The 23470-nt window shown below is 30.2% G+C and carries 20 protein-coding genes; 8 read left to right on the top strand and 12 right to left on the bottom strand.

The features are described from left to right. Positions 1–2 precede the first annotated feature (2 nt). The 3 genes from BTO18_RS16745 to mraZ are packed head-to-tail and all read right to left on the bottom strand — an operon-like array spanning position 3 to position 1690. Positions 3–329 (bottom strand): FtsL-like putative cell division protein, encoded by a 327-nt coding sequence (locus BTO18_RS16745; protein WP_105017327.1) that lies wholly within the window; start codon positions 327–329, stop codon positions 3–5. A gap of 7 nt (positions 330–336) precedes the next feature. After that, entirely contained in the window at positions 337–1239 is a 903-nt protein-coding gene (gene rsmH / locus BTO18_RS16740) for a 16S rRNA (cytosine(1402)-N(4))-methyltransferase RsmH (protein WP_170063306.1), read from the bottom strand. Next, a complete protein-coding gene (gene mraZ / locus BTO18_RS16735; protein WP_105017326.1) occupies positions 1229–1690 on the bottom strand; it encodes a division/cell wall cluster transcriptional repressor MraZ in 462 nt (153 codons plus the stop codon). Before mraZ ends, rsmH begins: the two co-directional genes overlap by 11 nt. A 205-nt stretch (positions 1691–1895) precedes the next feature. Between mraZ and BTO18_RS16730 the strand changes: the two genes are divergently transcribed. From BTO18_RS16730 to BTO18_RS16710, 5 genes are read left to right on the top strand one after another with little or no spacing between them, the layout of a single operon-like run. Beyond that, the gene (locus BTO18_RS16730; protein ID WP_105017325.1) at positions 1896–2660 is read left to right on the top strand and encodes an alpha/beta fold hydrolase; all 765 of its coding nucleotides are present in this window, start codon (positions 1896–1898) and stop codon (positions 2658–2660) included. 12 nt (positions 2661–2672) lie between these two features. After that, on the top strand, positions 2673–3284 hold the full coding sequence (yihA, locus tag BTO18_RS16725; RefSeq protein WP_105017324.1) for a ribosome biogenesis GTP-binding protein YihA/YsxC: 612 nt from the start codon (positions 2673–2675) through the stop codon (positions 3282–3284). 7 nt (positions 3285–3291) lie between these two features. Further along, the gene (locus BTO18_RS16720) at positions 3292–3978 is read left to right on the top strand and encodes an RluA family pseudouridine synthase (RefSeq protein WP_105017323.1); all 687 of its coding nucleotides are present in this window, start codon (positions 3292–3294) and stop codon (positions 3976–3978) included. 34 nt (positions 3979–4012) lie between these two features. Next, a complete protein-coding gene (locus BTO18_RS16715; protein ID WP_105017322.1) occupies positions 4013–5047 on the top strand; it encodes an alkane 1-monooxygenase in 1035 nt (344 codons plus the stop codon). Positions 5048–5053: 6 nt separating this feature from the next. Further along, positions 5054–5791 (top strand): nitroreductase family protein, encoded by a 738-nt coding sequence (locus tag BTO18_RS16710; protein ID WP_105017321.1) that lies wholly within the window; start codon positions 5054–5056, stop codon positions 5789–5791. Positions 5792–6035: 244 nt separating this feature from the next. Here the strand turns inward: BTO18_RS16710 and BTO18_RS16705 are convergent, their stop codons facing one another. Continuing rightward, positions 6036–8417, bottom strand: a complete 2382-nt coding sequence (locus BTO18_RS16705; protein WP_105017618.1) for a penicillin acylase family protein — start codon at positions 8415–8417, stop codon at positions 6036–6038. A 72-nt stretch (positions 8418–8489) separates the two neighbouring features. Between BTO18_RS16705 and BTO18_RS16700 the strand changes: the two genes are divergently transcribed. Together BTO18_RS16700 and galE are read left to right on the top strand one after the other, a co-directional pair. Further along, a complete protein-coding gene (locus BTO18_RS16700; RefSeq protein WP_105017320.1) occupies positions 8490–9620 on the top strand; it encodes a DegT/DnrJ/EryC1/StrS family aminotransferase in 1131 nt (376 codons plus the stop codon). A 25-nt stretch (positions 9621–9645) separates the two neighbouring features. Further along, positions 9646–10656 carry a UDP-glucose 4-epimerase GalE gene (gene galE, locus BTO18_RS16695; protein WP_105017319.1) on the top strand — a complete coding sequence of 337 codons (1011 nt, stop codon included), beginning with the start codon at positions 9646–9648 and terminating at the stop codon, positions 10654–10656. 71 nt (positions 10657–10727) lie between these two features. Here the strand turns inward: galE and BTO18_RS16690 are convergent, their stop codons facing one another. From BTO18_RS16690 to BTO18_RS16670, 4 genes are all read right to left on the bottom strand, one after another. Further along, complete coding sequence (locus BTO18_RS16690; protein ID WP_105017318.1) at positions 10728–11273, bottom strand: DUF2911 domain-containing protein; 546 nt, start codon at positions 11271–11273, stop codon at positions 10728–10730. Positions 11274–11473: 200 nt separating this feature from the next. Next, the gene (feoB, locus tag BTO18_RS16680; RefSeq protein WP_105017316.1) at positions 11474–13585 is read right to left on the bottom strand and encodes a ferrous iron transport protein B; all 2112 of its coding nucleotides are present in this window, start codon (positions 13583–13585) and stop codon (positions 11474–11476) included. After that, entirely contained in the window at positions 13586–13816 is a 231-nt protein-coding gene (locus BTO18_RS16675; protein ID WP_105017315.1) for a FeoA family protein, read from the bottom strand. A gap of 104 nt (positions 13817–13920) precedes the next feature. After that, positions 13921–14601, bottom strand: coding sequence for an SCO family protein (locus tag BTO18_RS16670; RefSeq protein ID WP_105017314.1), 681 nt, complete (start codon positions 14599–14601; stop codon positions 13921–13923). Between the two features lie 172 nt (positions 14602–14773). Between BTO18_RS16670 and rseP the strand changes: the two genes are divergently transcribed. Beyond that, positions 14774–16126 (top strand): RIP metalloprotease RseP, encoded by a 1353-nt coding sequence (rseP, locus tag BTO18_RS16665; RefSeq protein ID WP_105017313.1) that lies wholly within the window; start codon positions 14774–14776, stop codon positions 16124–16126. Positions 16127–16179: 53 nt separating this feature from the next. Here the strand turns inward: rseP and BTO18_RS17760 are convergent, their stop codons facing one another. The 4 genes from BTO18_RS17760 to BTO18_RS16650 all read right to left on the bottom strand — a co-directional run bounded on the left by BTO18_RS17760 (position 16180) and on the right by BTO18_RS16650 (position 23375). Then, positions 16180–16335, bottom strand: a complete 156-nt coding sequence (locus BTO18_RS17760; protein ID WP_170063305.1) for a hypothetical protein — start codon at positions 16333–16335, stop codon at positions 16180–16182. A 68-nt stretch (positions 16336–16403) separates the two neighbouring features. Further along, a complete protein-coding gene (locus BTO18_RS16660; protein ID WP_105017312.1) occupies positions 16404–17246 on the bottom strand; it encodes a cupin-like domain-containing protein in 843 nt (280 codons plus the stop codon). A 112-nt stretch (positions 17247–17358) separates the two neighbouring features. Next, positions 17359–18456, bottom strand: a complete 1098-nt coding sequence (gene bioB / locus BTO18_RS16655; protein ID WP_105017311.1) for a biotin synthase BioB — start codon at positions 18454–18456, stop codon at positions 17359–17361. Positions 18457–18497: 41 nt separating this feature from the next. Then, positions 18498–23375 (bottom strand): DNA repair ATPase, encoded by a 4878-nt coding sequence (locus tag BTO18_RS16650; protein ID WP_105017617.1) that lies wholly within the window; start codon positions 23373–23375, stop codon positions 18498–18500. Between the last annotated feature and the right edge of the window lie 95 nt (positions 23376–23470).

The following is a 23470-nucleotide window of genomic DNA, read 5'->3' as shown; positions in this document are numbered from 1 at the left end:
GATTAATCTTTATACGTTATTTTTATTTTTTTTGGGGGATTTTCTGAAGGTTTCAACCCTCTATTTATTGCTTTTTCTCTAATATTAGATTCCATTTTCATTCGCATTAAAATGGTACCTGTATCAACATATTCTGCCCTTAACTCTCTTTTCTTTTTATTAAGTTCTGCAATAGTTATTACTTTTTTATCTGCACTGTGTGCACTTGTTATCATTATTAATAGCAATAAAACCACAAATAGAATTATTCGCCAGTTTTTGTAGGAAGATTCATTTGTTAGAAAACTCCCTTTTAAAATATCATAAACCCCTTGTTTAACTTTTGCCATTATCCAATTACTTTAAAGTTGCAATTCTTAATTTTGCACTTCTAGCTCTGTTATTTATTTTGATTTCTTCTTGCGATGGAATTATCAACTTACCTACTTTTTTTAAAGGTTCATTAGAATTACCAAACACATCTTTTTCTGGTTCGCCTTCAAACAAACCGGTTCTTATAAATCTTTTTACTAACCTATCTTCTAAAGAGTGATAAGAAATGACACTTAATCTTCCTTCATCATTTAACAAATTTGGAATTTGTTGTAAAAACTCTTTTAACACATCTAACTCTTCATTTACCTCAATTCTAATAGCTTGAAAAATTTGAGCTAATATTTTATGTTCTCTATTTTTAGGTAAATAAGCTCTCAAAACTTCTTTTAATTGAAAACTAGTCGCTATTAGATTACTAGATCGTTCATGAACAATAGTTCTTGCTAATTTTCTTGAGTTTCTCAACTCTCCATATAAAAAAAAGATTTCAGCAAGCTTCTCTTCAGAATATTCGTTAATGATTTTTTTAGCAGATTTTTTCGACTTCTGATTCATTCTCATATCTAAATCTGCATCAAAACGAATTGAAAACCCTCTTTCTGCTTCATCAAATTGATGTGAAGACACACCTAAATCAGCTAAAACTCCATCTACTTTTCTAACTCCGTTAAATCTTAAAAACCTAGTGATGTACCTAAAATTTTCAGGAATTAATGTAAACCTATCATCCTTAATGATATTATCTAAAGCATCAGGATCTTGATCAAACCCAAATAGCTTTCCATTCTTACCCAGCCTTTTTAAAATTTCTTTTGAATGACCTCCTCCTCCAAAAGTTACATCAACATAAACGCCATCTTCTTTTACAGCCAATGCATCAATACTCTCTTTAAGTAAAACAGAATCGTGATAACTACTCATCATCGTCATCTTTACCCATTACATCTTCAGCTAACGCTGCAAAATTTTCAGATACAGCTTGCACAGCTTTATGATACTTGTCTTTATCCCAAATTTCAATAATATTTACAGAGGCAACCATTATCACTTCTTTGCTAATCCCTGAATGAGTGCAAAGTGATTTTGGCAATAAAACTCTACCTGTACCATCTAATTCTACTAACTTTGCTCCAGCAGTAAAACCTCTTATAAAATCGTTATTCTTTTTTATGAACTTATTCTTTTTATTAACCTTTGCCATTGCTACATTCCATTCTTGCATAGGATACAACTCTAGACAGGGTTCGAAAATTGATTTTTTTAAGACAAAACCTTCTTGTAAGATTGAGGCAAGCTGCTTTTTAAGAGCTGATGGAAACATCACTCTGCCTTTAGCATCTGCTTTACAATCATATTCGCCAATTAAACTTATCACTTAAAAATATTTATTGAAATCAAAAATATGTAAATTTTACCACTTTTTACCACTTTTTACCACATTGTTAATAAAAACAAAGATTTCTCTTTGTTTCAAAGGAATTTAACCTGTTAACAACCCTTATTTACTGTTTTTTAAAAGTATTTATATGTAATAAAAAAGAATTACATTTGCCCTTTGAGTACAATCAAACTAAAAATCAATGACTGACAAGTTAAAAACTGAAGGTAAGTTTACGTATGCAGAAGCTGGAGAAGGACCTGCAATCATTGTTTTGCATGGTTTAATGGGAGCTTTAAGTAATTTTGGTGATACTTTTGAGCATTTTTCAAAAAATGGTTATACTGTGTTAATTCCTGAACTACCTCTATATACCTTGCCACTTATTAAAACTAATGTCAAGAATTTAGCAGCCTACTTAAAGGATTTTTTAAATTATAAAAAAATTGATAGTGCTATTCTTTTGGGAAACTCTTTAGGGGGTCATATTTCTTTATATTTTACCAAACACTATCCAGAAAAAGTAAGTGCTTTAGTACTTACAGGAAGTTCTGGTCTGTATGAAAATGCGATGGGTGGTAGTTTTCCTAAAAGAGGAAATTATGAGTATATTGAACAAAAAGCGAAAGACGTCTTCTACGACCCAAAAATTGCCACAAAAGAATTGGTTGACGATGTATATGCTACTGTAAATGATAGAATGAAAGCTTTAAAAACCTTATCTATTGCCAAAAGTGCAATAAGGCACAATATGGCTAATGATTTACCAAACATGAAACAACCTAGTTGTCTTATTTGGGGAAAACAAGATGGAGTTACACCTCCTGAAGTTGCTGAAGACTTTCATAAATTATTACCAAATTCTAAATTGTTTTGGATTGATAAATGTGGGCATGCTGCAATGATGGAAAGACCTAAAGAATTTAATACAATTCTGCATGATTGGTTAATTTCTAATAAAATTTAAAAACTCTTTTTCGTGAAAATTACCTCTGCTGAATTTGTAATGAGTAACAGCAATGTTATTAATGCTCCAAAAGATAGAATACCTGAATATGCCTTTATTGGGCGTTCTAATGTTGGAAAATCTTCATTGATAAATATGTTAATGGAGCGTAAAGATTTAGCAAAAATTTCTGGAAAACCTGGTAAAACACAGTTAATCAATCACTTTAAAATAAATGATTCTTGGTTTTTAGTAGATTTACCTGGTTATGGTTATGCAAAGGTTTCTAAAAAGAAACGTCAAATTTTTCAATATTTTATTGAGAACTACTTTAAAGAGAGAGAACAGCTGGTTTGCACATTTGTTTTGATTGATTCTAGACACGATCCTCAAAAAATAGATTTAGAGTTCATGCGTTTTTTAGGAGAGAATCAACTTCCTTTTTGCATTGTTTTTACCAAAGCAGATAAACTGGGTAGCTCAAAACTCAACAAACAAATTACTTCTTACAAAAAGAAACTTTTAAATCATTGGGAATCTTTACCTACTTCTTTTATTACCTCTTCTTCAACAGGAATGGGTAGAGATGAGTTTTTGAATTTTATTGATGATGTAAACGAAGATGTAGCTAAAGATTTTAAATAGTCTTAAGATGCACTCAAACAAACAGAACTTACAAGTTTTACATGAAGATAATCACATTATCATTGTTGACAAACGCTCTGGAGATATTACACAAGGTGATAAAACTGGTGATACACCTTTAAGTGATGTTGTAAAAGAATACATTAAAGAAAAGTATAAGAAAACTGGCAATGTTTATTTAGGTGTTGTACATAGATTAGACAGACCAACTTCTGGTGTGATTATTTTTGCACGAACCTCAAAGGCTTTAGAGCGTTTAAATAAAATGTTACGTGATAAAAAAATCAACAAAACCTATTGGGCTATTGTAAAAGGAACTCCAAAAAAAGAAAAAGATACTTTAATTAATTTCTTAAAAAAGAATCCAAAAAATAATAAATCTTCAGTTTATCAACATGAAATTTCGGGTTCTAAAAGAGCAGTTTTACATTATCAAATAATACAAAAATTAGATAATTATTCTTTGCTAGAAATAGATTTAAAAACAGGCAGACATCATCAAATAAGAACACAATTATCTGCTATTGGATATCCGATAAAAGGAGATTTAAAATATGGATTCAATAGAAGTAATAAAGATGGAAGTATTCATTTACATGCTAGAAAAATTGAATTTATTCATCCTGTTTCAAAAGAAAATATTTCTATTGTTGCTCCAACTCCAAATGATGTAATTTGGAACGCTTGTAACTAATTCCTATCTTTAGAACTCAATTTTAGTTAGGTTTATGAAAGCTTTTAAATATTTTTCAATTCTAATTCTGCCAATTGTGGTATATATCTCCTTTACAAGCAAGGGCTGGCTAACTCATTTACCTGCTATTGTATTTTTTGGGCTGGTTCCTTTTCTAGAGTTTTTTATAAAACCAAACAAAGAAAATTTTACAAAAGATCAAGAAAAAATTGAGAAAGAAAACAAATTATATACATACCTTTTGTATTTAACCTTACCTATTCAAATTATTTTTTTGATTTTCTTTTTTTATATAATTCAAGAGCCTAACTTAACAGGTGGAGAGCTTGCAGGAAGAATTTTTGGAATGGGAATTATGTGTGGAGTTATTGGTATAAATGTTGGTCATGAATTAGGACATAGAAATAATAGATTTGATGAACTCATTGGAGAAATATTATTGCTAACTTCATTAAATACACATTTTTTACCTTATCATAATGGAGGCCATCATTATAATGTAGCCACACCAAAAGATGCTGCAACTGCTAGAAAAAATGAATGGATTTTCTTTTTCTGGATTCGCTCTCATTTTACTAGTTACATTCAAGCTTGGAAGTTAGAAAATAAGAGAATGAAAGAAGCCAATCGTTATTGGTTTCATCACCAAAACAGAATGGTTATTTATACAATTTGTAATATCATTTTACTAACGAGTATTTATTTTATTTTTGGTCAGTTTGTGCTTTTAGCATTTTTGGGCGCAGCAATTTCTGGTATCATTTTGCTAGAAACCGTAAACTACATAGAACATTATGGTTTATTAAGAAAACAAAATGATCATGGGCGTTATGAACGTGTTAAAAGAAATCACTCTTGGAATTCAGACCATCAAGTAGGGCAAGTACTATTGTTCAATTTATCTCGCCATTCAGATCATCATTACAATGGAAGTAAACACTATCAACTTTTAAAAACATTGCCTGAAAGTCCACAAATGCCTACAGGTTATCCAGGTATGATGCTACTTTCACTTTTCCCTCCTATTTGGTTTTGGGTGATGAATAAAAAACTAAAAAACTTATCATAGATATTTATGTTAAAAGAAAAAACAGTATCTGAAGCTATTAATTATAGGCGTTCAGTAAGAGTTTATGATGCAGAAAAACCAATTGAAACTAAAATTGTAAAAAGATGTATTGAACAAGCTTCTTTAGCACCAAATAGTAGCAATATGCAATTGTGGGAGTTTTATCATATTACTTCAAAAGAGACTATTGCTAAACTAGCACCTTTTTGTTTTAACCAAAATGCTGCAAGAACTGCACAACAGCTAGTAGTTTTTGTAACCAGAAAAGATTTATGGAAACAGAGAGCTAAAGCCAATTTAAAATTTATTGATGGTAATTTTGGTGCAAACAATCCAAAATCTAAACAAAGCAACAGGGAAAAAGTAGCTCGTAATTATTATGGAAAAATTATTCCTTTTGCATATGCTGATTTTCTAGGTATTTTAGGTTTTTTAAAATACATTATGGTTTCTATTATCGGACTTTTTAAACCTATTTATAGACAAGTTAGGCAATCTGATATGAGAATTGTAGCTCATAAAACTTGTGGTTTAGCAGCACAAAATTTTATGTTATCGATGGCTGCAGAAGGTTATGATACTTGCCCTATGGAAGGTTCTGATACGTTTAGAGTAAAACGATTATTAGATTTATCTTCTGGAGCAGAAATAAATATGATAGTTTCTTGTGGCATCAAAAAACCAGAAGGTGTTTATGGTAAACGTTTTCGAATTCCTTTTGAGGATGTTTATAAAGAAGTTTAGCTGTGGGTGATTTTTTTGGTTATGAATTGTTTTATTTAATTTGTAATATTATTGGTGGTACATTAAGGTGGATTTATGGCTCAATTTGGAGAACTATTTTTAAAAAACCTAAATTCAAATATAAAGAGTAAGTTTTTGGTATAGAAAAATCAAAAGACTATTTTGACATACATGGACATCATTTTAATAATATGCTTATTACAATAATATTTATAATTTTAATTGTCAATATTTTATCTTAATACTATCTTCTTGGTTTCAAAACCAAAACATTTTCACTTTGTTTTATATCTGCCTCATTGAGGCTCATCTTTACAAACTCACCATCTACAAATTTTTGAGCTTGGTCTTTGTAATATGGACTAAATACTCTACCAGATTGTCCTGTAGGTAAAATAGATAGAGAATTTTCTATATCAGAAAAATCAATAATTCTTCTTGTAGAAGGACCAGCTGTAATTTTATAAATACCTGTGCTATTTAATTTAAAAATCTGATTATTTATGACTTCATTACCTCCAATAGTTTCGAAAGGACCTACATTAAATAATTTTCTTAAAACACCACCAGCTTTTCCAATAGCATGCTCATGCTCTAGAGAGATTACTCTTTTCCATAGCCAATTATCAACATTTGCACCTAACTGGTTTTCTAAAAAAACATAAGCACTTTTAAATGATTTGGTCATAATTTCCTCTCTACTTTCAGTTTTTTCTTCTGTTGAAATATCATCCCACCAAACAGAATTTTCTCTTTCAATTTGACTTGGTAAAGCTTGATCTTGTAATTGTGAGTTGATAAATAAATCAAAACCCTCACCTAATTCGTCTTTGTAAGTATTCACTAAAAATTCATATAAAAATCGATTGTAAATTGTAGCACCAACTGCATCTTTAGCATATTTTCCATCCCAATTATTTAACATTTCAAATGCTTTCTTTTCTGAAGGATTAAAATCAGTTTTGTTTATATACTTCAACATATTATTTGCTATTTCTGGTACTTTTGATGAAGTAACATCATAAATCATTTTTGCTACATCTTCTTTTGTAAAATCATTTTTAGCTTCTAATAAATCTACAATTCTTTGAGATCTATCTTGTGGCTGATAATAGCCAGGATATAATTTTCCTCTTACAGAATCTGGTTGATGATTTGCAGAATACACATAATTTTGCTTTGGATTAATGGCTTGTGGATTCTCATCAAAAGGTAAAATCTCTAAAATATCATCTTTTCCAGAAGCACCATCTAAATACGTTTTAGAAGACACACTATCTCTTAATTGATATAATTTGGCTGCAGCAAACCAAGCAATATTATCTTTAGCATCACCATACATTACATTTAAACCTGGAGCATGAATTTTAGATACAGATTGTTTAAAATCAGCTAAAGATTTTGCATGCGAAATTCCATGAGAAACTTGTAACATTTGGTTTTCTAATTGCGTATAAATCCAATTCATTGCTATTGGTCTGTCATTTGCTATATTTTTATTAATCCCATTCATAATAGGACCATGGTTACTTACTTTCACTTGAAAAGTGGTGTCTTGTGCATCTTTTATTTTTATAGTTTTGGTTTTTATTTCGTAGTTTTTAAATCCTTCAGGGGTTGTATATTGGTTTTCGTTTTCAGGATTATTTTCTTCGATATAAAAGTTTAAATCATCGTTAGCTAACATTGTTAATCCGTAAGCGTATTCTTTATTATGACCTAAAAGTGGAAAAGGCATCAAAGCAATATTGTAACCGTAAATTTCATAATCTGGTGTTTTAATATGGTTTTGATACCAAACAGATGGTTGTGCAAAACCAATATGTGGGTCATTTGCAAAAATAACTTTACCATTTTTTGTCTTTTCTGGAGCTATCACCCAAGAGTTGCTACCTATTAAAGTTGGTACAGGTAATTTATCCATCAAACTAGAAACTGCTTTTGAGTATTCAGCTTTTATGGGTTGAATATCTGTTTTATTTATTGTTAGATTTTTAGTAAAAGCATTCATTAATTCATTAAGATAAGAAGCTCCTAAATTTTCTTTAATTTCTGTTAATAACGGGTCTGTTTTATGAGCAACAGCAAAGCTAAAAGACATATAACCAAACACATTGTAAATATCCTTTAAAGTGTAGTTTTCTTTTTCAATACCTATTAATGTAAACTCTAAAGGTGTTGCACCTTCATTAATATATTCATTGACACCTTTTAGATAAGCGATGCTCATTCTATATGCATCGCTAGTTACATCTAACTTCTCAATTGTTTTTTTTGCAGCATCTTCGATACCTAAACCAGCAAAAAAGACATCAGTTTTAATTAAATCTTTTCCAAAAATCTCTGACAATCTTCCAGGAGCAATTCTGCGAATCAATTCCATTTGCCACAATCTATCTTGAGCATGTACATAGCCCAAAGCTTTGTATGCATCTTCCTGATTATTTGCATTGATGTGTGGTACTCCATTATCATCAAAATAAACAGTAACTTCTTCAGATATAATAGCTAAATCAATTTCTCCAGAATAATTAGGCTTTAAAGTATAAGAATATAACCAAGCTCCAATTAATACTAAAACCATCAGCAATAAAACAAATTTTAAAAGTTTTTTTAGAAATTTCATTTGAAAATATTTAGACTTACCAAAGATAACAGATTTATATTGTATTTTTGAAGTCTTAATATTTATGCTTTTATGAAAAAAATACAAATGGTTGATTTAAAAAATCAATACGAAAAAATCCAAGAAGAAGTTGATTCGGCTGTTTTAAATGTTATTAGATCTACACAATACATTAACGGTCCAGAAGTACAAGAATTTAAAAAAGAACTTGAAGCATATTTAGATGTAAAGCATGTAATACCCTGTGCAAATGGAACAGATGCTCTGCAAATAGCTATGATGGCTTTAGATTTACAACCAGATGATGAAGTAATTACTGCAAACTTTACCTATGTTGCAACTGCTGAAGTTATTGCTTTATTAAAGTTAAAACCAGTTTTAGTAGATGTATACCCTGATACTTTTGATATTGATGTAGAAGCTATTGAAAGAGCTATTACACCTAAAACAAAAGCTATTGTACCTGTACATTTATTTGGGCAAGCTGCTAACATGGAAGCTATTATGGAAGTTGCCAAAAAACATAATCTTTATGTGGTAGAAGATACTGCACAAGCTATAGGTTGTGACTATACTTTTAAAGATGGAAGCAGTCAAAAAGTTGGTACTATTGGCACTATCGGATGTACTTCTTTCTTCCCTTCAAAAAATCTAGGATGTTATGGTGATGGTGGTGCAATTTTCACAAATGATGATGAATTGGCTATCAAACTAAAACAAACTGCAAATCATGGTCAATCTAGACAATATATACATGATAGAGTTGGTGTTAATAGTCGTTTAGATTCTATACAAGCAGCAATTTTAAGAATAAAACTACGTCATTTAGACGATTATTCCGTTGCAAGAAATAGAGCTGCAGATTTTTATGATAATGCTTTTGCTAACCATCCAAAAGTAAAAACACCAAAAAGAGTTGCTTTTTCTAATCATGTCTTTCATCAATATACGCTTCAATTAATTGGTGTTAATAGAGATGAAATGAGAGCATATTTATCAGATAAAGGGGTACCTGCAATGATATATTACCCAATTCCCTTACATTTACAAGAAGCTTATACAGATCCTCGTTATTCTAAAGGAGATTTCCCAATAACTGAAAAATTATGTTCTAGTGTTATGTCTTTACCCATGCAGACAGAGCTAGATGATGAACAACTTAATTTTATTACACGAAATGTTTTAGATTACTTAAATAATTAACCCTTAAACAAACAACAATTAAATAATGAAAAAAATTTTAGTAACAGGAGGTCTTGGTTTTATAGGATCACATACAGTTGTAGAGCTACAAAATGAAGGTTTTGAAGTAGTAATTATTGATGATTTATCAAACACTACTATTTCTGTTTTGGATAATATTACCGAAATTACAGGAATAAAACCTACTTTTCATAAAGTAGATGTTCGTGTAAAAAGTGAAGTGAAAAGTGTTTTTGACGCTCATCATATTGATGGAATTATACATTTTGCAGCCTTTAAAGCTGTAGGAGAAAGTATGAGTAAGCCTTTAGATTATTATGAAAATAATTTAGGAAGCCTAGTATATTTATTACAAGAAATAAGAAACAGAAAATTAGATAATTTTATATTCTCATCTTCATGTACAGTTTATGGACAAGCTGATGAGTTACCAATAACAGAAAAAGCACCTGTAAAAACAGCAGAATCTGTATATGGTAATACAAAACAAATTGGAGAAGAGATTATTAGAGATGCAAGTAATGCTCATAATATTAATACAATTGCCTTACGTTATTTTAACCCAATAGGCGCTCATCCATCTGTAAAAATTGGAGAATTACCTTTAGGAGTTCCTGCTAATTTAATTCCTTTTGTTACACAAACTGCTGCTGGAATTCGTAAGGAATTATCTGTTTTTGGAGATGACTACCCAACAGAAGATGGAACAGCTGTCCGAGATTACATTCATGTAGTTGATTTGGCAAAAGCTCATATTGCAGCTTTAAAAAGACTAATAAATAAAGATAATAAAAAAGCTTTTGAATTTTTTAATGTTGGTACAGGTAGAGGCAGCTCTGTTTTAGAAGTTATTAATACTTTTGAAAAAGTAAACGGTATAAAACTAAACTATAAAATTGTAGGTAGACGTGAAGGTGATATTACTGCTGCTTTTGCTGATACTACAATTGCAAATAAAGAACTAAAGTGGAAAACTGAAAAAACTCTAGAAGAAGCTTTAGAAGCTGCTTGGAAATGGCAATTAAAACAGAAGTAAAAGATTAATTTTAAAATAAAAAAAACTTCAAAAAATATTTTTTGAGGCTTTTTTTATTATATTTTTCTATATTATTTTTTAGCAACAGGGACACTAATTATAGTATTTGCCCACCCCAAATGCATTGTAGCTTCATCTTCTTCTCCAGTAAAAACTATTGAAAAAGATTCAAGAGATTTTTTAGATTTTGACACTTTACCAGTAACCCTAACTACATCTTCATCTTTTTTGTAAAAATAAGATCCCCAAACATTTTTTTGGTTACTTAAAATTATTGTCCATTCACCATCAGCTGGGATAGTAAATAGTGTATAAGTACCTTTTTTTACTTTGCTACCTCCAAAAATAACATCATTATAAAAAGTAATTTCTGCAGCTTCGTTTGCACCTGTTCTCCAGACTTTTCCTTTTGGTGCTAATTTGTCTAAATCTCTTCCTTTTAGTTGTGGTCTGCTATAGATTACTTTTACTAGCTTGTCTGCATTTCTCCAATTTACTGGGTAAGAAGCTGCATCCATAGGGCTTACATCCATTTTAGGAAAATCTTGAGCTGTTACTTCTGTAGATGTCGTTAAAGTGATTGCAAAAATTGCAATTGATAAGATAGCTTTTTTCATATTTCTAAAAATTATTGTAATAATTTGTGTGTCATCAAAATTAAAAAACCTTACTTTCAGAAATCTTAATGTTGTGTTAAGGTTTTAGTGACAGTTGCAATCTGAATTACAATTTTTATCACTTTTTGATGGAAAAATATATTTTTTAATAAAAAAAATTATTGCTAGCAAAACTAAAACATATACGATTATTTCTTGCATTAGCTTAATATTTGATATGTAATTAATGATGATATATAGGCTAGCAAACCCATTCCAAACAATTGAATAATAGGCCATTTCCATGATTTGGTTTCTCGTTTTACAATGGCTAAAGTTGCCATACATTGCATTGCAAAAGCATAGAAAATTAATAGTGACATTCCAACTGGAAAATTAAAACGTTTAGCTCCAGTATCTGGATTCATTTCAGATGCCATTTTTTGTTTTATGGTTGTTGTGTCTTCATCATCAGCTTCAACACTGTAAATAGTTGCTAAAGTACCAACAAAAACTTCACGAGCTGCGAAAGAAGTAATTAAAGCAATACCAATTTTCCAATCATAACCTAATGGTTTTATTACAGGTTCTATAGTCTTGCCAAGCATACCAATGTAAGATTTCTCCAATTTTTTAGATGCTACTTTTTGTTGTAATTCATCATCATTCAAATTTTGATTAGCAACATTTTCAACAACTATTTTTTCAGCATTTTTAAAATCACTGCCTCCATTAGAAGCTAAAAACCAAAGTACTATTGAGAGTGCTAAAATTATTTTACCTGCACCAAATACAAAGGCTTTTGTTTTTTCTACGACTTCAAAAAATACATTTTTAAAAGAAGGTACTTTGTAGTTAGGCATCTCTACCACAAAAAATGATTTTGAGTTTATTTTGAGCGTTTTGTGTAAAATATAAGCTGCTAAAATAGCTGTTAAAAAGCCTAAAGCATACAATAACAATAAAACCAATCCTTGTAAATTTAAAAAACCTAATACCTTTTTATTAGGAATCACTAACGCAATAAGAATAGCGTAAACTGGTAAACGTGCTGAACAAGTGGCGAATGGGGTTACTAAAATTGTAATTAAACGTTCTTTCCAACTGGCAATGGTTCTTGTTGCCATAATTGCTGGAATTGCACAAGCAGTTCCCGAAATTAAAGGAATTACACTTTTACCATTCATCCCAAAACGTCTCATAATTTTATCCATCAAAAAAACTACTCTACTCATATAGCCAGTTTCTTCTAAAACAGCAATAAATAAAAATAAGATTGCTATTTGTGGAATAAATATAATTACTCCTCCTATTCCAGGAATTATACCTTCTGTTAATAAGTCAGTCAGTACTCCATTTGGTAAATTTGATTTTGCAAAGTTTGATAGTGATGCAAAAGTATTGTCAATAAAATCCATTGGGTAAGAAGCCCAGTCAAAAATAGATTGAAAAATGACTAATAAAATCAAGAAAAACAACACATAACCGAATATTTTATGTGTAAATATTTTATCTAATTTACTTCGTAAATCTGTAGCTTTAGATTTATCAATACTATAGGTTTTATTGAGTATTTTATTTATTTCTTGATAGCGATAAATAGTCTCTTTGTGCTGATACTTTTTGAGTTTAGAAATATCTTGTTGAAAAGCTAATAGTTTATCCTTTTCCTTTTTTGTTATTTCATCAGGAAAATTATTTTGAGTTACCATCAACCACAATTTGTATAAAGAGTAGTTTGGGCTTATCTTTTTTAGCTCATCAAAATACTCTGGGTCTACTTTATAATTTATTCCACATAAAGGAGAAGATTTAGCAGCTAGATGACAGCATATTAAAGCTTCTTTTAATTCATTAATACCTTCATTTTTACGAGCACTTATTAAAACAACTTTAGTATTTAATTCTTTTTCTAACAAGGAGATATTTATTGAAATCCCTTTTTTAGCCATTTGATCTGCCATGTTTATTGCTAAAACTGTAGGTATTTCTAAATCTTTTATCTGTGAAAAAAGCAGTAAATTTCTTTTTAAATTCTCTACATCAGCTACAACTAAAATTACATCTGGAGATTCTTTTATATCTTTTTTTAAAAGCGTTTTTAAAACAATACTTTCGTCTAAAGATGTTGGGTTAATAGAGTAAGTGCCTGGTAAATCAGTAATAATTGCGTTTTGAGTTGCTGATAATTTGCTAATCCCTTGTTTTTTATCGACAGTAACTCCTGGATAATTTCCTACCTTTTGGTTTAAACCTGTAAGTTGATTAAATAATGATGTTTTACCAGTATTTGGATTTCCTATTAAAGCAACCTTTATCGTATTTTTCGACATTTATAAATTGCTTTTTAGGATTTGAATTTGAGAAGCAGTTTCTTTTCTAATTGCCAAATGACTACCATTAACACAGATGTAAAGTGGGTCTTTTAATGGTGCAATCTGTATTAATTCAATTTCTGCACCTGGCAAACAACCCATTTCTAATAATTTTAAAGGAATAAAATCTAAAGATTCTTCAGAGATATATCCTGTTTCACCAACTTGTAAAGAAGCAATTGTACTCAATTAATTTATATAAAAATATTCCTGCTTTAGTGAGTTAAGTTCAACATAAATTACAGGAATAAAAGTTTTAACAAATATAAGAATTTAGAATGATTCTAAACAAATTATTCACTTGTATATTCGTCTTTTAACAAAGCAACATCTTTCTTTAACTTTTCCATATCTTCTTTATCAGTGCCATCGTAAAAGCCACGAATTCTTCTTTCTTTATCAACTAAAATAAACTGTTCTGTGTGGATAAAATCATCTTCACCCCCATCACCTTCTTCAATTACAGCCATATAGCTTTTTCTAGCTAACTCGTATATATGTTTTTTAGAGCCAGTAGTTACATTCCATTTACCATCAATTACTCCCTTATTAATTGCATATTCTTTTAATACAGAAACACTATCCATTTTAGGGGTTACTGAATGAGATAAAAATAGAATATCATCATCACTTTTATAAAACTCTTGTAACTCACTCATGTTGTATGCCATGGCTATACAAATATTGGTACATCTTGTAAAGAAGAAATCAGCTATATAAATCTTATTTTTATAATCTTTGTTAGTTATAAATTCTCCATTTTGGTTGATGAGTTTAAAATCTGCAATTTTATGGTCTTTAGTGATATGTTTTATAGATTGATGCACTAAACTAGGGTTAACATCTGCTGGGTTATAAATTTTCAATTTTTTATCAACCTTTAATAAATGATAAAAAACAGGTATTGAAATTGCAGAAAAAACAATTAAAAACAGTATTGTTGATTTACTTTTTTTGAAGAATTTAAAATCCATTAAACAATTAATTTTTGCAAATTTAAAGCTTATAAAAATTGTAAAGAAGTTTATCATAGCTAAAATGCTCTAAAATCTTTGTTAAAATAAAAAACGAACTTATTTAGTTCTTTTTAAACTCTTTGTAAAAACGTACATTTGTGCGTTTAAAAATTATTTGATTTAACGCTGAATGGAAATACTAATAAGAGCATCACAATTTATTTTAAGTTTATCTTTATTAATTGTATTACATGAGTTGGGGCATTTTATCCCTGCAAAACTATTTAAAACAAGAGTAGAAAAATTCTACTTATTCTTCGATTATAAATTCTCTATTCTAAAGAAAAAAGTTGGTGAAACTGTTTACGGAATTGGTTGGATTCCTTTAGGAGGCTATGTAAAAATAGCAGGTATGATAGATGAAAGTATGGATAAAGAACAACTAAAACAACCTATACAACCTTGGGAGTTTAGGGCAAAACCAGCTTGGCAACGTTTAATAATAATGTTAGGTGGTGTTTTTGTAAACTTTGTACTCGGTATTTTTATTTACATCATGTTAATGTGGGCTTATGGTGAGCAATTTTTACCAAACGAAAATGTGAAAGATGGAGTTTGGGTACAAGATTCTTTGGCTGTAAATTTAGGGTTGCAAACTGGTGATAAAATTTTATCAGTAGATGGAGAAAGTGTAAAACAATTTTCTAGTTTATCTCTTGAATTTGTGAATGGCGATAAGTATCAAATAGAAAGAAATGGGCAAATAATTGATAAAAAAATACCAACTAACTTCATATCTCAATTAATGGATAGAGGTAAAGATGCTGGTCCTTTTTTATACCCAAGATATCCTTTTACAATCGGTAAAATTTCTGATGATTCTCCTAATGTTGATTCAAAATTAAAGGTAAAAGACATACTAACTAGTGTTAATGGAGAATCTATAAAATATTATGATGAAGCCAAAACTATTCTAGGAAAATATAAAGGACAAAAAGTTAGTGCTACAGTTTTAAGAGGCAAAGAAACAAAAAATATTGATTTACAAATAACTGAAAAAGGTACACTTGGTGTTGTATTTACAACTGTAACTTTCAAAAATTTAGAAAAGTTAGGGTATTATCAATTGGCTAATAATAAATATTCTTTTGGAGAGGCAATACCAGCAGGATTAAATAAAGCATGGGAAACACTTACCAACTATGTAAAGCAATTAAAGAAAATCTTTAATCCAAGTACAGGTGCTTACAAAGGTTTAGGTGGATTTAAAGCTATTATGGATATTTTTCCAAATACTTGGAGTTGGCAAGCTTTTTGGGAAATAACAGCTTTATTATCTATAATGTTAGGTTTTATGAATTTATTACCAATACCTGCTTTAGATGGTGGGCATGTAGTTTTTACCCTTTGGGAAATGATTACTGGTAAAAAGCCTGGAGATAAATTTTTAGAATATGCCCAAGTAACTGGTTTTATCATTCTAGTTGCATTACTTCTCTTTGCTAATGGTAATGATTTATATAGATGGATAAAGACGTTATAAAAACGTTAGTACTTAATAATAATCAAAAATCCTCGCAAAATGCGAGGATTTTTTTAAACTCTTAAAGAACGATTGATAAAAGAAAACCAAGTGTATTGTGTGTTACACTTATCACAAGCATAAGATTTTGTACCTGGTATTAATTTAACAACTGCCTTTCTTTTCATTCTGTGCCTAGACACAGATTTACATCTTGGACAGGCTTTCATAGTTAGAATAGTTTGTTTGACGATGCAATATACTCAAAATCAACTATCTATTATAAAAAATGTTAAATTTATTTAATTGCCTGCTCATTTTTCCAGTCAATCCATTTTTGACCTCTTATTCTTCTCATAATATTATCTATAGTCCTCATTACAAAAACATTATACACAGCTTTGCCAAGATTTTTAGGATTTCTAGCTATGGCTCTTAAACTCATAGAAAAACCAGGTGTTAAGTATTTCATATAATGCCAATAACCTTCAGGCATATATAAGGTGTTTCCATGTTCTAAATTTGCAATATACCCTTTTGCGTTTTTTAATGTTGGCCATTTCTCAAAATCTGGGTTTGAAAAATCGATATCTTCTCTTGTAATTAATGAAAAAGGAATTTTATAAAGATGTTTATTCTGTTTTTGATCAAATAAAATTACCTCTTTTTTTCCTTCAAAATGGAAGTGGAAAATATTTGCTAAATCAATATCATAATGCATAAACGTGTAGGAATCTGTACCCCCAAAAAACAACATAGGTAAACCTTTCATCAAACGTAAACCAAAATCTGGATACTTAAAATCTTTTTGTAAAATAGGCACTTCTTTTAAGATATTCCAAAGAAAAATTCTAAATTTTGTTGGCTCTTTTTTTAATAAATCTACATAATCAGCCATTTTCATTGTGGCATGAGGCTCATTAAAACCATCTTTGTAATCTACAGGTCTATCATCATATAAAGGCACAACTTTTTCACCTGCTACTTCCTTCATATAAGCTAAACTCCATTTTTTATATGCTGGCCAATCTTCAATAAAATTCTCAATAACTACAGGTTTTTGAGGTTTGAAGTAGTTGTTAATAAAATCTTCTTTCGTTATTGTTTTTACACGATCTATTTGAGATAAATCTAAACTCATTGATTGAAAAATTAAAATACAAAGTTAACAAATTGTAAGAAAAAAGTTACAAAAAAAAGAAAACCATCCTCTAAAAATTAGACGATGGTTATCATATAAAAGTTGTATCTTTTTAGATCTTTACTGCTTTCCCTTTTTGTTTAGCAGCTTCGTTTCTTTCAATTTTATAGTCTGGTCTTGTCCATTTGGGTTTTTCTCCTAACGCTTCAAGTTGAGAATCTTTAGCTTCTACAGTTTGTGGTTGTACCTTTTTAGTAAAGGGTTTCTGCGGATTTAAGCCAAGTAACTCAAACATTTTCATATCCTCATTTACATCAGGATTTGGAGTTGTCAATAATTTATCTCCTGCAAAAATAGAATTTGCTCCTGCAAAGAAACACATCGCTTGTCCTTCTCTACTCATTTGCGTTCTTCCTGCTGATAAACGAACTTGTGTTTCTGGCAATACAATTCTAGTTGTAGCTACCATTCTAATCATATCCCAAATTTCTACAGGTTTTTCATCTTCTAAAGGTGTTCCTTCAACTGCAACTAAAGCATTAATTGGTGTAGATTCTGGTTGCGGATTTAAAGTCGATAAAGCCACCAACATTCCTGCTCTATCTTCAGCAGATTCTCCCATTCCAATAATTCCACCTGAACAAACAGTTACGTTTGTTTTACGCACATTATCAATAGTATCTAAACGATCTTGATAACCTCTTGTAGAAATGACTTCTTTATAATATTCTTCTGATGAATCTAAATTATGATTGTATGCATACAAACCTGCTTCTGCCAATCTTTGAGCCTGATTTTCAGTAACCATACCAAGTGTACAACAAACTTCCATTTCTAGTTTATTGATACTTCTTACCATTTCTAAAACTTGATCAAACTCTGGCCCATCTTTCACATTTCTCCAAGCTGCACCCATACAAACTCTAGAACTTCCAGATTCTTTGGCACGTAAAGCTTGAGCTTTTACCTGATTAACAGTCATTAAATCATTACCTTCAACATTGGTATGATATCTTGCTGCTTGTGGACAATACCCACAATCTTCAGAACAACCTCCTGTTTTTATTGATAATAAAGTAGATACTTGAACAACATTTGGGTCGTGTTGTTTTCTATGAATTGTTGCTGCATCATACAGCAATTCCATTAAAGGTTTATTGTAAATTTCTAATATTTCTTCTTTCGTCCAGTTGTGTCTTACTTCGCTCATAAATATTGTCTAATTGATAAATCAAAAATACATTATTTCGTTTATTTCTCTAATCCTTTTCGTAAAACTTCTTGAATTCCCTCCAAATTTTCGCTAAACTGCATCATCTGTGCTAAAACTTGAGCCATTTCATTGGCATTACCAAAACCTTTTAATTTGTTGTTTTTTACAAAAGTAGCTTTAATGTTTTCCCAACGTTGTTTTTCATCTGAAGTTAATAAACCACCCAATTCTTTGTATTTCAATAAATTGGATTCAGCTGCACTAGTTAAGGTTTGCGATTCGTTTTCATAATGAGATAACAATAAAATTTCCAGCTCTTTGTTGTTCATAATCGGAACAATTTTTGCCACCAATTTATTCATATCTCTATAAGATCCTTGTAATTTAAAGGCTGGTTCTGTTCTGTTTTGCTCATCCATTGCAGCCGATTTTATATACGCTGCATTCACTTCCATTACTCTATCTCTTACAATCATTACTTTTTCTAAAACAGACAAGTAATCATTCAATTCTTGTTTGGTATAATTGCCTTTTAACTCAATTCCTTCTCGATTTCCTGTTTCTACAATTTTCATCAATTGATAAATATCCTCAAAATGCGTATTGGATATCTGATTTAAAATAGGATTTGAAGTCAACGAGTTTTCAATCAAACTCATTTTAAATAAAGATTCAGTATCACCAATAATATCTCCCAAATTGTAAATATCTGCTCTGTTGGCTAACATATCTGGAATTTGAAACTTATCTCCACTTTCTGTGTATGGATTTCCAGCCATAATTACACAGAACTTTTTATCTCTAAAATCGTATGTTTTAGGTTGCCCATTATAAACACCTTCAATTTTACGTGTTCCGTCTGCTAAAGAAATAAATTTTTGTAAAAACTCTGGATTACAATGCTGAATATCATCTAAATACAACATCACATTATTCCCCATTTCAAAAGCAAGATTCAGTTTTTTTAACTCTTCACGAGCAGCAATATTGTTGGCAGACATTGGATCTACAGAAGTAACTTCGTGACCAATTGCTGGCCCATTTATCTTCATAAAAATAAAACCTAATCTGTTTGCCAAATATTCCATCAACGTAGTTTTACCATAACCTGGAGGCGAAATCAACAACAACATACCCATTCTGTCTGTACGTTTATTGCTACCTACACTTCCCAATTGTTTGGATAAATTATCGCCAAAAAGTGGCAAATACACTTGATCTATCAATTGATTTCTCACAAAAGAAGTCAAAACTCTTGGCTTGAATTCTTCAAGCTTTAAAGCTTCTTTTAAATCTTCTGTAACTTGGTGTTTTTCTTTTTTATATTGATTGAATCCTGCAATTTCCACAATAGCAAAATGCTCTAATTGTTGTACAAATTGATGATAATCAAACAATAATTCTTGATTTTTTATAGAAGGATGACTTCCTGATAAATTTGTAATGATTTCTTCTGCTTCAACATTTACAATATTTCTGGCAGATTTATCTTCATATAAAAACAAACAAACCACTTCATACAAATAGTTGATGTCTTCTGGATGTTCAGCTTTTATAAATGATGAAACCCATTCTGTTGCTAAATCAATTTTATATGATTCATTTTCAATCAATTGAATTTCGGTTCTTAAATTTTGAACATTCTTCTTGTCATTAATTACTTTGGTAAATTCATCAAATAAAGAGATGGACTTCTGACTTACAGAAAATGAAACTTCATCACTCAATTCTTTAAATAAATAGGTAGCAATTTCAGTTTGATTTGAAGCCTCGTATTCAGAAATATTTTTCAAATGTTCTTTAAAAACTTTATGAATGGATTTCCCTAAATCTTCTACTAATTGTAAATGACTTTTACTTTTCATAAACACACGCAACACTTCCGCAGAAGCTTTGATTTTGTCTCCATAAAATGTGCTTTTTTCTTCTGATAAACAATGCCAAAATAATTGTGCAAAAGCTCTTGTTTTCGGAGAGAATTTCAACAAACCTAAAGAGGTTTCTTTAACAATAAACGTCTTTAAAACCTTATAAGCATCTAAATCGTGAACTCCTTTTGTGTAACCTTCTGTATAACTTTTAGAAGCTACACTTTTCACCAATTCCAGTAAGGCTTCATCAGAAGTGTTATACAGTTTTTCGATGGAATTTTCTTGGGTAATTCTGTAAGCTAAATACGAAGCTCTGTATATATTTTCATTTTCTGAAACAAAAGATTGATTCCAGTATTTTTCTGATTTTAGTAAGATTTCATTGTCAATTTCTTGGTAAAAATCAGTTCCTGTTAAATGATAAAAAAGTGATTTATCTTTATAAACAATCGTTAAATCTAAAACCTGTTTGTTGACTCCAAATTTATGTTTTCCAAACTTAATTACATTCTCTCCATCTTCATATAAATCTTGCTTGTCTTTAAGCTTTCTTGTAGCATCTTCTTTGGCGGTTTTTAAACCAGTTTCAATCATTTCTGCTTTTCCACCATCATCTAAATCATACAATTGTTTGATGATGTCTCGCAGTTTATTAATCATTAAATCTGATGCGAAATACCCATTGATTTCATTCTGAAATTTAAAGCTTTCTGCCTTTTTTACAACTCCGTTTAAAATTCGTTTTGCAGCCGTTTCTAAAGCAATCGCTTTTTTATTTCTAGCTTCAATAATGCTACTTTTCTTTGCCTGAAATGCATTGTAAACTTCTTCTCTTTTTTCAAGAATATCTGCAATAAATTGGTCATAATCTGCAAACCTACCTTCCAAATCTTCTAATTGGATTGCCACTTTATTCAGTAGTTCATCTGTTTTTTCTGGAGTAGTTGCAATATCTAAATAGTTGACGATACTTTGGTCTATCAACTTAATTTTGGCAGCAAAATCGGCATTGGCTTCTTCTGCACTTAGCGACTTTATTTTATTTTTAATGCCCGATTTTAACTGATTTATAGTTGAAAAAATCAACGAAATGGCATCAATAATTTTGGTAGAATGTGATGTATCCTCAATTTCTAAATTAGAAACAATATCAATCAGCAATTCTAAATCTGCCACAATCTGATTTACCTCATCTTCTAAAGCTTTACCTGCAATTACTTTTTGAATATTTTCTAATGCAGTTTCCTTTTCTGCTACTCTTTTATGATAAGGCAACAAGGCTTTTTCATCTAACAGAAAAGCAACACATCTTTGCGAAATAGTGTCTGATTGTGCTGTAAGTTCTTCTTCTAGTTTTTCTAAATAATCAACATCTACATAACGTACTTCTTTAAAACCAATGATTTCTCCTCTCAAGGTTCTTAACTCTGATAAGGCTTGTACAAAATCATCAATTATTTTAAAAGAGGTACTTTTTATTTTACTGAAAAAACGATTGGTTTTACTCGAAATTTCTTCGGTAATTTTTGCTGCATTTTTTCGCAGTTGTACTACTTTATCAAACTCATCAATTGCAGCATTTGCAGCTTCATTTATGCCTGATAAAGGGATTGATAATTCGTAGGTTTTTGGTTCTTTAATCCAATAATAACTATCAATAATATCTAAAGAAGTCTTGGCAATATCTTCATACAAACCATCATAATTATCTTCTTTATTTAACAATGTAATCAGCACTTGACATTCTGCCATTGCTTTTACAATATCCTTATTTCCAACTTTATAAAGGAATGAATCTTTATGTTCTGATGGAACTTCTGCCCCTTGAATAAAGGGAGTTTGCCAAATTTGAATTACGTGATGTCTGGTTTGATCTTCGCCATCTTTAAAATAACACAATTCGCCATTTTTTAAGAACGTGAATCCGTTACAAATGATTGGCGTTTTTACTTCTTGCTCAATCACATTGTAAGACATCAGTACATATAATCCGGTTTTTTCTTGATAAAAAACATAGAAAAAATCTTCGCCATTTTGCGAAGTAATTTTGTCTTGAAATTTTAAATCTGACAACTGATTGTCGAAGATTTTAAACGCTCCAGATTGCAAATAATATCCGTTAGAAAAAATAATTCCTTGATCATTTGGCAACAAAACAGCTGCATCTTTAACAGTATCAATCTTTTTAACCTCTTGAATTTTATGATTGTACACAAAATAACGAGCATCTTCTTGAAAAGGTTTGATTTCTAAAACAATCAGATTTCCTAAATCTGCAAATCTATATTGTCCATCATCTAAAGTTTGATCTGGGTGCGTAACTGGCTCATCATAAATTCCTTTACCTTCTTCTGTATTATTCTCAATTTTAATGGTTAAATCGCCTCCAACAGTTTCTACAAAAACCTTGTCTAAAATACCAATATGAGGATGTTTTCCGTAAAAATGCATCTCTCTTGTAACTTCTTGCCATTTGAATTCGTGCTGATTTGGAAACACGTATTCGTGTTCGCTTCTATTATCAACATAGGTTAAATTACTGTCAGCAATTAACCATTTAAAGGTTTTAATATCACTTGGACTTTCACTCAACTGAAAAACCATATGCAAATAATTGCCAACAATGGCGAACTTGCTAAAAATAGTATTTCTGTAATATTTGTAAAGATTAGTAAAATCTGTAATGAAGGTTTCGTTTTGTAAAAGGTCTAATTTTTTATTGACAAATTGAGAACCATCATAAGAATATATACTGAAAACATCATCTAATTTCACTTCGGTTCTTAACCCAAAATGTACATTGTACCCAAAAACACTAACCTCTCCAATCGTAATAATGTCTCTAGCAATGCAGTTATTTTCTGTATTGATTCTGTTGTTTGCAATCAGCTTGGTTTCTACACTACCAAATACTTTTGCACGTTCTTGGTTTAGCTGCCCAAGTCTATTTTGAAGTGCTTCTTTTTGTTTTTGAAGACGCCCTTGAATGATTTCGTAGGTGCCTTCTTCGAGAATAGTATTGTTATTTTTTTCTTCTTTTTGCATTTGAATATTATTACTAGGTTTAGCTTTTTCCTGCAAGGTTTCTAAAACCTTGTAGGTATACATCTGAATTCTTATAAATACCTACAAGGTCAAGA

Source organism: Polaribacter porphyrae (assembly GCF_002954685.1).
In the GTDB taxonomy this organism is placed as follows: Bacteria; Bacteroidota; Bacteroidia; order Flavobacteriales; family Flavobacteriaceae; genus Polaribacter; species Polaribacter porphyrae.
Note: the sequence above shows the minus strand (reverse complement) of the source record. Positions and strands in the feature narration are given on the sequence as shown.